The organism is Nostoc sp. FACHB-892 (genome assembly GCF_014698795.1).
Classification (GTDB): Bacteria; Cyanobacteriota; Cyanobacteriia; order Cyanobacteriales; family Nostocaceae; genus Nostoc.
This window is the reverse complement of the sequence record NZ_JACJTR010000035.1, coordinates 60,570-75,338: the sequence shown is the minus strand read 5'-3', so window position 1 is coordinate 75,338 and position 14,769 is coordinate 60,570. Positions and strand designations below refer to the sequence as shown.

Here is a 14,769-nt window from a genome sequence, read left to right as displayed (position 1 = left end):
GTCGTCCAGCTATTGAGATTTGGCGAAGTGCTGCAATTGCCAGTACCTTTGCTTTATTAATCATACTGCACGTATTTGCTTGGTTCATGATTGGAGTTGTCATGGCTCCCACATACATTTTATTGGGACTAGGAAGCATCTGTCTGGGAGCAAATTTAGGAGCAATTCTTCTATACAAACGCTTTGCAAATGCATATGTAGCAATGAAAGTTGAATTTTCTTAAGTACACTCAGAAGTAACCCTTTATAGAGCAACCTTCTAGCCAACTTAGTTTTTCAAAAATCAAATCAATACTTAACGGCAAAAGTCAGGATTCAGAACGATTCTGAGCTAAAAAATCAACTTGAACAATGGCTAAATAATTCGTAAGAATTCAGGAGTAAGAATTCAGCTATTCTGAATTTTTAAAGGATTAAATAAAGCTTTGATAAATAAGTATCTTAGTTTTAATAAACTCCTTATCTTATATATTCTGGCTCCTGAATTCATACAATTTATCTTTGTATGTCTATTTGTTGTGTTTGAGATTTAGTTAGTATTCTATCAATTTGAGTATTAGCATCCTCAAAAGTTTGTAATATCTGTGGAGTTAGTTTATTAGTCTGCACCTGACCAGATTGCAAGTTTAAAATTATCTCTCCATTTTTCTGCAAAATAGTTAAATCTCTTTGTTGGGTATTAAAGGTTATATCATAAATTTTTCCAAGAAATTGAGTAATATTTTCATCAGACTTACCCCAGACCATACCAATCCTTTGAGCAATTTTAGTCAACCGACTGATGGCTTCAAGCTCAAATGTATCTTGATTCATTACTATCAACGCTTGGGCTGATAATTGCTCACCAGCTTTAAACCCATTTGCCACTTCTACAATGCGTTTTTTGTAATTCTCCGACTTCCCTAACTTATCTGCGGCATTGTACCAATTTCTCAAGTCATCAATAGTGACTGTCGGGAGCTTCTCTACACTTAGAGGTTCGGTTTTCACACTATTACTAATGTCTGGTGTAGAAGGAGTAGTGGGGAGTAATGGAGTTATAGATTGGTTAGGTGGGGATTGTGCTGTTTGTTCTGGTGGTTTCAAAAATTGTGGTCGTGTGGCAAGGGAGCTAACTTTTTGCTGATAGTCACTATCCATTTCAATCACAGCCCCGAATTTCTTCGTCATGCTCGACAAACTTTTGGGGGGAATTGAACTACTGACCAAGTTAAATACCGCTAGACCTTTTTTAGTTTCCCTGATAACATCTTCTATTGGTACTTGCTCCCATTCAACTTTTTGAGCAGTTAACCATTTAGTCACAGTCTCAGCTTTCTGGTTGTCAACAGCCAGACCCATGACTCCAAGTTTTTTGTTTGATTCTGTCGAAAATAAGAAAGTAGGGCGCTCTTTAATCTGATGTAGAATTTTCGCACTACTCTCAATCATCTCTTGTTGTTGAGGGTTAACCGATTGAATCCCAAAAGCCTGAAATTCCTTCGTCCACTTCTGGGGATATTCAACGGTATTAGGGTCAATTTGAGCGCAAATAACAGAAAAGTTACTTTCAATGATTGCAGGCGCGAGTGTAAGTTGTCCGGTTTTGAGTAGCCCAAGTTGTCTGAGCGCGTCTTTGTCTTTTTTAAAGTGTAATACCCCCAAGGGTTCACCATTGAGAAATACTGCATCTCTAGTTTTTAAAGGTGGCGTTTCGATAGTCAGTTTTCGGTAATCTTGATCATTGAATGTCTGACCAGAAAAATCATAAAAGTTAATTTTATTAATTTTCAGGAGATTACCATTGGGAGATTCACCCAGCACAAAAGCTTGATCTCCAGCTTCGGAGATAGAGGTAAGTTTTAATTTGAGGGGATTACCATTTTTTAGGTAATCAACTTGTTTTAACTGTTGAAGAGAATCGTTGTCTAACTCGCCCAGAGTCAAAGCATCTAATTTAATTTTTACTGTTTTGTCAGGAATCGGTACAGTACCAAATTCTAAATTTACTGCTTGGTCGTTAAAAACAAGTCCTGCGTAAGAGAAGTTTTTAAGTTCACGGATAGTAATTTCAATCGGCTCGTTTCCTGGCAGCCCAATAGTTGCTTTGGCAGTAGCAGGTTCTACCCCAACCATACGAGAGAGCGCTTTCGTTCCAATGGGAAGTTGTGCGGTTCTGGTTTCGAGCATGGCGAATTCCTTATATTCGCCGTCAGTATCCTGTACAAACATTAGCCTGGAAACGTGGCGTTCATGTCCGACTGGGTGGTGGCTAGCCCTAATTTCTATCGGGTGTTTTTCGGTTGGATTCCAGTCTCGACCCAAAAATTGATTTGCTTCATTCAAAAGTGTGACTAACTTCGGTTCAGTAAATTGCAACTTATCTAAGCGGGATATAATCTCAGTTGGGAAAGCAGCGAAGGCGAAATTGGAAACTTTTTTAGCGTAGACGCGGAGCGGCTTGTCGCTAGACATCGCCTGGGGGTTTGCGTTTTCTTTCCTTGCAACTTCAAGTTCATCTTGGCGGGATGCACAGATGTTCCAAGCGGCGGCGGCAGATGCAAGTTTTTCTGACTCTGGGATCTTCGTGTAAAATGCTTCTGCTGCGTCATTTGCCAAGGCAAAGAGTAGTTTAGTTTGGCTTCTAGTAAGTTCTGGTTTTAGTTCTAAGAGTTTAGCTCCTTGTATAGTCATCCCCGCCTTGAGGTTGTAGTCAGTCATAGATTGTTGGCTAACTGTCCCCAGGTTGCGGTAAGCGGGTTTCCCATCCGAACCTTTCTCACCATCTACCTGTGCAACTGCTAATAATCGGTGAGGGCGTTCAAAACTTTTGACTTTCTCTCTTATTTCATCTAGGCGAATGTTCAACGTTTGGGCTTTCCAGATTAGGGGATGTCCGTAGCGGGTGAGGTTGGTAATTTCGAGTTGCGTTCCTGAATCCGTTTGAACAATTGCGCTAGGGCCAGACTCTGTTTCTCGCCGCCTTGAGGCACGAACCGCAGCGTTGAACTTCAGATCAAACTCGTGCTTGGCGGCGATCGCTGCAAATTTTTGCTGTGGTGTAAATTCCACTCCTTTGAATAAGTCTTTAAACTGGACGATGGGGCGCGATTCTAACTGTGATTCTTGGAAATATTTATTGGTTTGGCTAATCAATAATTCTACTGGTGAGTAGCCCTTTGGTGTTATCCCCGTGTTTAAATAAACTGAACGCGACTTTTTATCTTTAATATAGTTAACATCACGATACAAGTAGCGGCTATTTTCCCTGATTTTATCCATCTCAGGTTTTTTAGCACTTTTGAATAAATCAACCGCTATTTGGTTTTGATAACATCCCTCCTCAATCATACTCCGATACATCAAGCGGTTAACATCCATCGCCTGATGCATATTTTCTGGGGTTCTTTGAGCTTGGGCAAGTTCAACAAACCCTTGCATATAAGGCTTGTATTCCTCTCTAATTAACTTTGGCTCTTTGCGCTGTTCTTGCTTAAAGAGGGTCTCGTAATGGTTAGAAACTTGGTCTAGATAATTTGATTTCTGCTCAAAAGTACCGTAAGTTTTAAGTACTTCAATTTCCGATTCTAATGCCTCCAGTGCAGTAACTTGATTGTTGATTACTCCCACACTAATGCTATCGCTCATGTGGATAGCGATTTCTTCAAATGGGCGCTGGCTTCCATCGGTGGGATCGTAAAATGATTGCTTTTTGAGCTTAACTGTCGGAGCATAAGCATTCTGGGGTTGGTTTCTGTACTCGGCTTCGGCTGTTAAGTTAGGGTATTTACTAGCTAGTGCTACACCAATGCAGTCACCATCAAAATCTCGTGCTTGGCGTTCTGATTCGGTTTCGGCTGGGTCAACTTCGCCAACATCAATACCTTGGGCTAACTGTGCAATTCTTTGTTGTATGCGCTTGTGATCTTCGTCACTAACTACAATTATGCCTTTGAGGTCTTTACCATCTGGCCCAAGTCGATCCTCAACATATTTATTATTAGAAACACACAAACCATTAGAATTAAGAAAAGGAGAACGGAAGTTAAGAACTTTTTCTTGCTCATCAAGCCAAGGGACACAAATTTCACCATTTTTGAGTTCCTTGGATGGAATAATCATCCCTCGGTCAAAAGTAAGCGTTTTCCCCAAAGCGATATCTCGCCATTGGCTCTGTAAAAACCGACTTAATTCCTGTTTAACTTTTTCCGTTTCTAATAACTGCTGATGACCAAGTAAGTCAGCTTTGATGAGCTTGTACATGAACAAGTCATCTTTAGTACTCTCGTCATCTAATTCCTCATCTGTATCTAAATCGTCATTTGTTCCTGAATTTTTAACATTTGGTTCAAGGCTAGTGACTTCTCCTATTTTTAATTTACCTTGGTTCAATGATTCTTTGCGTTTTTCGTATTTTTCACAATAGTCAGCAGCAACTCTTCTTGGGTCATCTTGAATAGAGGCTAGTTTCTCAGCTTGTAGCTCTAATTCTTCGGCAAAATCTTTAATTCCTTGGGGAAAAGATGCCAAGAGTTGGGAGATAGACATCTGGCCTTGCTGAGATTGTCCTTTTTCAGCCAACCAAATATTTTGCTGATATAATCCTGGCTTAATTTGAGGTTTAGTCGCCCCTGCTGGTCTATCCTTATCTGTTCCTTTGAAACTACTTACAGGGAGAATTATATCGATTTTGGGTTCATTATTTGAGTCTGCGTACTTTATCTCATCTAGTTTGTATGGTCGGAGTGTTCCTTTACCAAAGCGATATTTAGTAGTATCTGCTCCGTCTCCTTCTACCCAACCAAATCGATGCTGGATAACACGGTAGCTTTTATCTGGCTGTGATTCTCTTAAAGTGAGCAAGTCATAAAGTTGGGTTGAAATCTGTCCATAACAATCGCCAACTAGTTTATATGCTAAATCATTTGATAATATTCCTCCGTTTTCACCCCTATTATCAGTAGAATCATCTACTACCAAAATGTTTAGCTTTTCGTGAATCGCATTTTTACAAGCTCCAAGGAATATCGAACCATAAGCTCCACGGTCTTTACTATCTGGACAAATTTTTTGAATCGTATCTAAGCATTCTTTTTCTCCATAAAGTAAGCGAGTTTTAGAAGATAATAATAAGATATGTCCATCTGGATGATTCCTCAAATCCTCGTCTGTACTGTATTCATCTGAGTGCCCAAATGAGAATTCTTTATCAGTAAAATAAGATTCAAGTAGAGTATTATTGAGCTTTTCGGTTAAAATTGTTTTACGGTCATCTGCATAAATCCATTGATTAAGCCTGGGATCAAAATGTTTTAGTTCCAGTGTCATTATTTAAGAAGTTAATGAAACTTAGTTAATATTTTGGGAGGTTTATATGTCAAGAATTAAGCGTTGGATAAATATGCATAAAAAAGAATTCAATGCAGAAGGAAATTTAAAAGACGAAGCCCGACAAGAAATGTTATCTAAAGGTGAAGATCCGGGAGCAATAGATAGTTATGCTCGTAGAGTAAAAGTAGGATATGACGAGTGGAAACACCTGGACGAGACTGACCCAGAGCCGTGGCCAGTGTATACAGCTTATGATTTCTTCACTGAACAAGAGAAAAGGGAATTTAACCCTGATGGTTCTCTCAAACCTGAATATTTAGAATACGCTCGAAAAATTGGGATCAGTGAAGGTGCGCTGGAACAGCTTGAGTGGCGTAAGAAAATAGAAGTTGATAATTTCAACAAAGTGTCTGCTAAACACGCAGAACAAGGTATTAACTTTGGTGAAGAACGGATGAAAGAAAGGATTGAAGACAGCAGAACTTACGTTCAACGTCGGCAGCAGATGGAGCAAGACTTGCAAAACTTTGAGCCGGAAGATAGCTTGCCTTTCGACAGAGACACGGCATATTAAGTGAGCCGAAGCAAAGCGAATGATAACATAAGCTGAAAGCATTCTCAACTAAGGCTTTCAGCTTTTTAGTGAAATCCTTTTAATGAGCTTGAACAGCAGGTGGGTTAGCCGCTGCCGATGGTTTGACAGAGCGAAACGCCCCGTTAAAAAAGGCAATCATTCCTAAGATGGCAAAGGCTGTAATGATTACTCTTTGCAATGAATTGAATGCCGAGCGTTCTTTGATTACTTCAGCCCACATTACTTGCAGTTGGTCTTGTGTTGTTTGCTTTGAAGCTAAATAATAGAGAGCTTCAATACAAGGGGATATGTCTTCCCCTTGTTGAACCTTCTGATACAACAAATTTTCTAGTCGTTCCTTCTGTTGAGGGATAGTAAATGAGTCTGTTGCTTTTTGAGGATGTGTACCGTTGTTCTGAGTTGGTAATTGTAGTGTCATAGCTTTAGTTCAAAGTTGGAAAAAGGTGTAGAACAAATATTTAGAAGAGGGGGAAAGGTTAAAGGGAAAGGGAAAATTCCATCCTCTTCCCCCTGACCCTTTCCCTTTTCCCCCTGACCCTTCTTCATAAGAGCTACACCTTTAGAGCATGTGAAACGCTAACGAATAAGCCAAAGTTTAGGTCTTCTACTCTTAAAAAATCAATAACCAGGAGTCTACAAAAAAATCGTACTTTTGGCTAAATTTGGATTTCCATGTCTTCTTCAGTAGAGGATTGAAACTGGTTTTGTTTCGAGCCAACTACTGATGATTGATTTGATTGGAAGGGACTTGTGCCGTCATTGAAGATTTCTTGTGCAAGTGTACGACCGTCCCCGTCAGTATCGCTCTCCAAGATATATCCTGCAACGTGTTTAGGCATCCCTGCTGTTATGGCTTGGGCTAGTAAAGCTTTAGTAAATTCTGGTGATGCTTCACTCTCGCCCAAGACTTGCAATACAGACTCAGCATCAGCAGTAGTCATTTTGGTGATGTCTTTAACTCCGGCTTCTTGCCAAACATCATCGAAAAATTCCACTGAACGCTCATCAAAACTTTGAGACGCAGCAAATTGGGCTAGCTGTTGGGTGTAAAGTTCTTGGTCGTTATTCATATATTGTTAGAGTCGTGATGGAGCGATTTAATAGTTGAGTTCAGCGCTGCGCGAAGAGTTGATGAAAATCTCGCACAGCTAAATCATGGCTAAGAAAAATTTTGCCGCAGCCCAAGCAGTTGAGTTGTACATCGGCAACTATCGATTTGACGCGATTAGAATTGTTGAGACGAAAGAGTACCGGATGTCTCAAAATCAAATTCTTTCAATTATAGGTATAAATCGTAACTGGTTAATCATGTTACCTTTGAAGTCACCTAAACTGAATGAAAAGCTTACACAGCAAGGCTTAAATCATGTTACACTCTCAGCGGAATATACTGTTAATGGTGTAGGAACTCGTGCTGAAACAATATCAATAAATGATGTCAGAATCATTTGGCGGTATTTTGACACGAAAGGAAACCTACAAGCTCAAAGGTTGATAGATGCACTTGCTGAAGACTCACTCACGAGTAGATTTAATCAAGTCTGGGGTAAGCAACACACAGTTGAGCAACGCCGGATAGATGATTGCCGCATTCTGTCTACACCTTGCCCGTGGACTAAAATGTTTGAAACTGAGTTTGAAGAAAATTTGGCTCGGATTAGTAAGCTGCATAAAAAGCACATCAAGAATGGCTTGTACTACTGGGAGTTTATCTATAGCTGGATGACAGCAGAAGAAAAAGCCAAGCTCGACATTGTTAATCCTGTTCTTGAAAATGGACGAAGGAAGTACAAAATTCATCAAATGCTCTCTCATGAAACAAAACAGAGATTATCCCCACACGTCACATCAGTGCTGATTTTAATGAAGTCAGCCAATTCGGTAGCAGAACTGAGGCGGCTGGTGCAGCGACAGTATGGGGTAGAGCAACCGAATCTGTTTGATGGCTGGGATGTTAAATAGTTAGCTTGAATCATGCGATCGCTCAGGAGTAAGCCAACTCTCATCGGTGCGATCGCACTTCATAATTTTTCAACTGTTCAAAGGTTGTTCAGCCTCACGTTTTTTAGCGTATTCACGCAATTGGGCAAGGCCAGAAATAGGGGTAGAAAGTCGTGGTTTATTGGGGTCAGGGACTAAATCTTGTTTGCGGTCGTAAGCAAAGTTCTTGTCTAACATCAATATATAAGTAATGTGTGCCGTCCAGACATCAGCGACTCGCTCACCAAGACCCTTAGTATCAAGAGGAGCGGGAAATTGTACGCCGCCATTCCAAACAATAGGTATACCTTCATTTTGAAAATGGTCAGTTAACTCCTTCTTGACAAAATCAGCAGTCCCACCACAAATGAGAATTTCATCAAGTGAAGGGATGTTTCGTATCCAACGTACTAGAGCGCGACAGTAATCAGAGCGAACTTCAGGGAGAATGTTTTGAAATAATTTTAAGTCAGCAGATACACCTTCGGGTGTGGCTTGGCGGGACAAAGAACGCAAAGGCTCAAAGTTACCCTTCCCAGCAGCAATGATTGCAGTCACTAAATGTTCATCTTCTTTGGACAAGCCAACAGCAGTGCGTTGAACAAATTGCTGTACTAACCAATTCATACCTAAATCAGTAGTTTCAGCTAAAGCCGGATTACCTTTTTGGCTGAGAACGAAACTCGCGTTCCGGTAGCCAAGCATCAGCAAACCGATATTTTTTTGGGTATATGATGCAGCCAGAGTGCGACTGCGGTATATCATAATCCCACTACCTTCCGGGGCAACATGAAAATTACGCAGCTTACCTTTTAATTTGTTGGTGGGAGTTACAATTCCCCGGTTGAGTGATTGCCCTAACTTTTTACCGAGATTATGAGCATTACTAATTTCTCCTGGTGGCATCAATACTTGGATAAAGGCATCAATATTATTGGTATCGAACTGAAACTGACGGCAAGCTAACCACAACAAAGCAGCCAGTTTTGGTAAAGCATAATGAGATTTTAAATCTCGCAGTGCAGAAGTCCCAGCAAAAACACTTTTTGCCAATGCACCCAAAACATAATACTCATCGCCCATTCCGACCCAAATACTGGTGTTATATGAGTTTGGGACGAAACGCGCCACAGAAGTTTTAGAGACATCAGCGATTTCTGGTGGCATCGCTAATACTATTGGCACACCTGAAGGATAAATCTGAGCGATCGCTTTTGTCTCACTGCCACCAATGTCAGCAGAGATAACGATTTTAGGAGTATTAACAGCAGGTTCAGGATTTGGATTCGGTTTATTCATGAATTACCTCAAAGGGCTGAATGTGTAGGGGTTGCATGGTATTAAGGATGAAGAATGTCTGACTTTTCACGGGAAATACTACAACCCTTATCAAGGCTGGGTATAGGGGGTAGGGTATTGGGTGTAGAGAACCGATATTGTTTTACTGCACCCCAATACCTGCTCCCTACCCCTCTCATCCTTATAGATTTATCGAAATCAAATGTACTATTCGACTAAACCCCAAATAATTTACTAGCCCTTTTCATCTCCTCTGTTATTTCTACGGCTATTAAATCGTTCTCGTAGTCATAATCTTCTTCATCTGGGAGCAAAATTTCTTCTCTAACTTCAACATCATTAGATATAGAAGATATAGATAGTGCAGTCGTTGAGTCAGGCTCTTGAGAATTAACTTGTTCTGTCTTATCGAATGAGCCGCCCTGATCTGGGATAGCACCTGGGTAGTCAGCAGTGGTATTCATCAGTTGAACAACAGTACTCATTTGAGGTGAAATCCCAAAAACCTCGCGGATAAGAGATGCCTGACCTTCTAATTGTTTAATTGACCAGATTGCTATTCGTCTTAATTCCTCGTCACGCACTCCTACAGAATGCATCACAAAAGGTAGCCAGTAGGCTTTGATAGTCGATATCACTATTTCTGATAAGCTTCCTAACTGAAAAGGATTCGATTGTAAATAACTAAATACTTTGCCATCTCCAGTATCAGTCCCACGCTTAATCGAAACTATTACTTGCTTTATTTCATCCATGTTTAAAAGTGAAAATTTTCTAGCATAGGTCACATAAATTTCTGCTGACCCTTTTCGCAAGAATTAAATATCCCTTAGTGACTTTTAAATCTGTTCAATTTCTTGGCACTAATAGATTGTATTATAATCGCCAATAATGATTAGCACTCCTCTTATTTTAAAACAATAAAATGTATAGTACTATACATTTTATTGCGACTGTTGTTTGACAGGTCTAGGGCTACTCTACACCTGTCAAGCACCTGTTGAATGACTGCTATAGAGGAACGAGGTAGTTGATTTTTGATTTTCTCTACGACTGTCATTTGACAGGTGTTTAACAGGTGTTTGACGGGTGTAAAGTTTGGTCAAAATTAGCCTGTAGCCGCATTTAAAATAAACGTACCTAGTACGCTTATTTTTGCTATTCTTGATTTGGTCAAAATGCCATTTTTAAGCCTGAGTAAAAATACTCAGTGAGCCGAAAAAATAATTTTAGTTATCAGGTGAAATATTGTTGACAAGAGAAAAAAAGGTGGGCGGGAATGGCGTATGCGATCGCTCGTTTAAAAAAAATAAAGCAGAAGGATATAGGGAGTAGCGCGTCTCACACATCTCGTGAAAGGGAAACACCGAACGCTGATTTGTCGGTAGAGAATATTAGGTTTATAGGCAGCAGCGATCCCGAATCAAGGTTAGAAGATTTGGTGATGGCAAAGATAAATGAGGCTCCGCAACACAGGAAGATAAGGACTGACGGTGTTTACTGCGTCGAGATGTTACTGAGTGCATCGCCAAGTTACTTCCGTGCCTCATGTCCAACCCAGGCAGGGTATTATGAGCAAAATAAATTAGATGTTTGGCTAGAAGCGACGCACCAATGGTTGTCTGAGGAATACGGTTCGCGGATAGTCAGGGCAGAATTACATTTAGATGAAGCCACGCCACATATTCATGCTTACTTTGTGCCAGTGGATGACCGGGGTCAGCTACGGTGTAATCACTTTTTCAATGGGCGGCAAAAAATCCAGGCATTTCAGGACTCCTACTATGAAACGATGCGGCTGATTGGCTTGGAGAGGGGGTTGAAGGGTTCCAGAGCCAAACACGAGGATATAAAGGATTTTTACCGGATAGTAGAAACGGGACGGAACCTGGAAGTATCAGAGTTAAATTTGGAGCAAATCAAAGCCAAAGCCGCAGATCGAGACAGGGTAGCCCGTCAACTTCAACAAATGGAAGCAACAGCTAGAGAACTGGCTCAAGCTAATGAACTGCTTCAACAACGCATTGCTCAATTAGAGAAAGAGAAAAAGGAATTAGCTAAACAGACTCAACAATTGCGTGAATTAGCCTTGGAAGATGTGGCTTGGGAGTTAGGTTTAGACTTTGAACCCTGTCAATCTAACTCTTGGGTGGGTCATGGCCACATCATTGATATAAATGGGGATAAATTTCAGTCTGCCTCCCCAGGAGTAGAAAAGGGGGGCGGGGCGATAGATTTGGTGATTCAAGTCAACAATTACAATTTGCGACAGGGTTTGGCGTGGCTCAATGACAGATTTGGGGAATCGGGGGCAGAACGAGCAGCGATCGCCGCAGTCAAAAAACAAACAGCAGATATTCTTCAAACCGAGCCAGCCCCCAAGTTTGTCCCACCAGTTGAGGATAAAAGCAAGTGGCTTGCAATACATGATTACTTGACTCACTTCTGGGGATTGCCATCAAACTTTGTACACGGATTTCACCAATCGGGGTTGATTTACGCTGACAAGGAGCAAAATGCAGTGTTTCTAATGCGAGATTTAAACCATCAAGTTAAAGGGGCTTACCTTGAAGGGAGTGAATTTAAGGGTTTGGCCATTGGAAGCGATCGCACAAACAGTTGGTTCCATTTCCAGTTGGGGGAGCGAGGAACGACCAAAGTAGAAAAAGTGGTACTTTGTTCCTCAACGATTGATGCTTTCTCATACGCAATGTTGGAATATTCCAAAACTGGGTCAATACCAAAACAGCGAACACTGTACATGGCACTTGCTGATCCCAAAAGTACACCAGTAGAGCGATTAGAGGATATTTCTCAAATTAAAATGGCGTTCAACTCTGATGAATTCGGGGAAGCCACCGCACTAGCTGTTAAGAAATTACTGCCCCATGCTAGACGCTCAAGACCCAAAGCACTCTCTTGGAACCAGGATCTGTTGCTTGAAAAGTCGCCGCACCAACAACCGCAGCGTGAGTCAGAGGCGGATCTAAGTCTTTAATGGCTCACGCTGCTTGAGTGCGAATGAAAGGCTAGTAGTTTGCCAAAAAAACTTGGCTCTTTAAAGGGGAAGGGGGGGGTCCCACGAAGTGGGGATAAGGGGCAGGGGGAAAGGGTTTAAATCCCAAAACCAGTCCCCTTTTCCCTTTCCCTAGTCCTCACAAGCGCATTTTTGGGTTGGCAGACTACTAGAAATAGGAAACGCGCCTTATGAAAACAATGGCCAGAAGTACGAGAAAATTAGGGACTTCAGGTTGTGAGTAAAAAGTGAGTCAGCCTTTATTATCAGTTTGATGCTCAATAATTTACCCATGAGTTCACAACTGATAGAAAGAATATTTTCTCTTTACGAACAAAACAATCCTTTAATAGCAGTGGAATCCCCATTGCAAGAGAGGATAAGCTTACTCAAAAACCTAACTCAAAAATGCATTAATAGTGGTATTAATTGTTATCTTTGGATGTTAGAGGATGACAAACTATACCAATTAACAATAAGTGATTGGGGATTGGCATTCTCAGAAATTCAAGAATACAACAGAATCGCTTTTAAAGTTGTACGCGAAGATTCCTTTGAGATTTTGCGGTTTTGGAAGACAACCCAGTTACAAGGGATTTTGATCCTGGAAGGGATATATCCGTGGCTTGGACAAGGAGCGACGGATGCAGATTCCTTCCTGACAGCAGAATGGATTAAGTCAGCGCTGATTAACATTAAGCTTTACAACCATAACTCCTGTAAAACAGCTTTGTTGCTGGGGTCAAACGCAAGCCTCAAGTCAGATATAGCTGGTCTAATACCCACAATTACCCAAGAGCTACCCACAGTTGAGGAAATTAATGATTATCTGGCACAAATATTACCCGACTCAATTACACTAGTCCAAATCAATCAAATAGCGAATACTTGTGTAGGGATGTATTTGGCAGATATTGAAACAGGGGTAAAAACTGCCCTAGCAATTGACAAAGCCCCTTTGGGGCAGGGTGTGGGGTGTGGGGTGTGGGGTGTAGAGAAAGCTCCAACAACCATCTTCGTACAAGCCCCGTCTTCACTACACCCAACACCCTACCCCCAACACCCTATTTTTGACAACAGTGAATTAGTCAAAAAAGTTTCTGCTTATAAAATTGAGTTGCTCAAACGAGTTTACAATGTAGAATTTCTGCAACCAATGACAATTCCTGTCGGGGGACTAGAGTTAATGCAGTCAGCATTTAAGGGATACAAGCGCCTCCTGACACCGTTAGCGAAGTCTTACAACTTGCGCCTACCAAAAGGTGTTTTATTGATTGGCCCACCCGGAACAGGTAAATCTCACTCCGCTAAGGCTTGTTCTCAAATACTGGGATTACCCTTAGTAATCGTGGAGTGGGGTAATTTCCGCAGCTATGGAAATATGGCGGAATACAAGCTCAAACAGTTATTGGCACTAATAGACCGAATTAATCGTATAATATTATACCTGGATGACTTTGACAAGGGATTTGCTGGTGACGATGATTTATCACGAAGACTCGCGGGGATGTTGTTAACCTGGATGCAGGAAAGAAGAAGTGATGTACTGATAATCGCTTCAGCCAATAATATCCAATGGCTACCACCAGAGTTAACCAGAAGTGGACGGTTTGATGAGATATTCAAAATAGACTTACCAAACAACGGCGAAAGACATTCTATATTTAAGATTCACCTAGCAAGATTTGACAAGCGCTTTGCTGATGGTGGAGATGCCTTTACCCCAGAAGAATGGCAAAGATTATTGAAGGTAACACATCGCTGTGTTGGTGCAGAAATTCAGGCAATCGTCGAAAGGGCAGCATTCTCAATATTTTGTCAATCCTTTGATGAAGAAACTCCAGCACTAGAGGATTTGCCGCCATTACAAATTACCCTAACTGCACTATTAGAATCAAGAAAAAGCGTAAATCCTCTGGCAATACGTGAAGCTGACCGAATAGAAAGTATGCGTAATAAGGCAGATTTGCAAGGACTACCATCTAGTCCGGTGGATTCATCAATATATAGTCTGGGCGATATCGATATTTTTGGTAGTTAATTTTATGCAAATGCTGAAATCTCAGTCAAAAATCGATTGGTATGCTGCTGGCTTGAAGCTGCTAAACATCGCTGGGCCACTAGCTGGGGTGTCAGTAATCTTGTTCACAGCAGTAGTATCTTATATCGAAACTCGTCCCCAAAAATTGCCTCTTCAGTATAAGCTTACTCACAATAACCAGACCTTTTATTTAGAAGCGGCAAATAAAACACAAGAACTAGAGAAAGGACTCAAATGGAGAAATAATCTAGAGAGCGATCGCGGAATGTTGTTTAACTTGGGTCGAGAGTATAATCATGTACCGTTTTGGATGTACCAAGTAAAAGTGCCGTTAGACATCATATACCTTAAAAATAATGTGGTGACAACCATAATTCACAATGCACCACCATGTATGAAAAATCCTTGCCCAATTTATTACGGTGTCACTGCGACACAGGTTTTAGAGCTAAAAGCGGGTGCTAGTAATATTCAAGTTGGGCAGAAATTAGTAATAGAGCCTATACCTAAGAAATTGTAACAAATATT

General features: G+C 41.0%; 10 protein-coding genes and 1 pseudogene. 6 read left to right on the top strand and 5 right to left on the bottom strand.

What is annotated here, in order from left to right; all coding sequences use genetic code 11:
- Positions 1-224, top strand: a pseudogene (locus H6G96_RS40935) (hypothetical protein); the annotation flags it as partial.
- Between the two features lie 271 nt (positions 225-495).
- On the opposite strand, the gene H6G96_RS30270 reads toward H6G96_RS40935, so the two are convergent.
- On the bottom strand, positions 496-5,307 hold the full coding sequence (locus H6G96_RS30270; protein ID WP_190916486.1) for a hypothetical protein: 4,812 nt from the start codon (positions 5,305-5,307) through the stop codon (positions 496-498).
- Positions 5,308-5,353: 46 nt separating this feature from the next.
- Between H6G96_RS30270 and H6G96_RS30265 the strand changes: the two genes are divergently transcribed.
- Positions 5,354-5,884: a hypothetical protein gene (locus H6G96_RS30265; RefSeq protein ID WP_190916484.1), complete on the top strand. Its 531-nt coding sequence runs from the start codon at positions 5,354-5,356 to the stop codon at positions 5,882-5,884.
- 79 nt (positions 5,885-5,963) lie between these two features.
- On the opposite strand, the gene H6G96_RS30260 is transcribed toward H6G96_RS30265, so the two are convergent.
- Together H6G96_RS30260 and H6G96_RS41670 are read right to left on the bottom strand one after the other, a co-directional pair.
- Positions 5,964-6,323, bottom strand: a complete 360-nt coding sequence (locus H6G96_RS30260; protein WP_190916482.1) for a hypothetical protein — start codon at positions 6,321-6,323, stop codon at positions 5,964-5,966.
- Between the two features lie 238 nt (positions 6,324-6,561).
- Entirely contained in the window at positions 6,562-6,975 is a 414-nt protein-coding gene (locus H6G96_RS41670; RefSeq protein WP_242063448.1) for a hypothetical protein, read from the bottom strand.
- An 85-nt stretch (positions 6,976-7,060) separates the two neighbouring features.
- On the opposite strand from H6G96_RS41670, the gene H6G96_RS30250 reads away from it, so the two are divergent.
- Complete coding sequence (locus tag H6G96_RS30250; RefSeq protein ID WP_190916480.1) at positions 7,061-7,867, top strand: P63C domain-containing protein; 807 nt, start codon at positions 7,061-7,063, stop codon at positions 7,865-7,867.
- Between the two features lie 69 nt (positions 7,868-7,936).
- Here H6G96_RS30250 and H6G96_RS30245 read toward each other — a convergent pair whose 3' ends face one another.
- A complete protein-coding gene (locus tag H6G96_RS30245; protein WP_190916478.1) occupies positions 7,937-9,184 on the bottom strand; it encodes a ParM/StbA family protein in 1,248 nt (415 codons plus the stop codon).
- Positions 9,185-9,399: 215 nt separating this feature from the next.
- A complete protein-coding gene (locus tag H6G96_RS30240; RefSeq protein WP_190916476.1) occupies positions 9,400-9,939 on the bottom strand; it encodes a hypothetical protein in 540 nt (179 codons plus the stop codon).
- Between the two features lie 524 nt (positions 9,940-10,463).
- On the opposite strand from H6G96_RS30240, the gene mobV reads away from it, so the two are divergent.
- The 3 genes from mobV to H6G96_RS30225 all read left to right on the top strand — a co-directional run bounded on the left by mobV (position 10,464) and on the right by H6G96_RS30225 (position 14,761).
- Positions 10,464-12,182: a MobV family relaxase gene (gene mobV, locus H6G96_RS30235; protein ID WP_190916474.1), complete on the top strand. Its 1,719-nt coding sequence runs from the start codon at positions 10,464-10,466 to the stop codon at positions 12,180-12,182.
- Between the two features lie 310 nt (positions 12,183-12,492).
- Positions 12,493-14,241, top strand: a complete 1,749-nt coding sequence (locus H6G96_RS30230; RefSeq protein ID WP_190916471.1) for an ATP-binding protein — start codon at positions 12,493-12,495, stop codon at positions 14,239-14,241.
- Between the two features lie 4 nt (positions 14,242-14,245).
- Complete coding sequence (locus tag H6G96_RS30225) at positions 14,246-14,761, top strand: DUF192 domain-containing protein (protein WP_190916470.1); 516 nt, start codon at positions 14,246-14,248, stop codon at positions 14,759-14,761.
- Positions 14,762-14,769 lie beyond the last annotated feature (8 nt).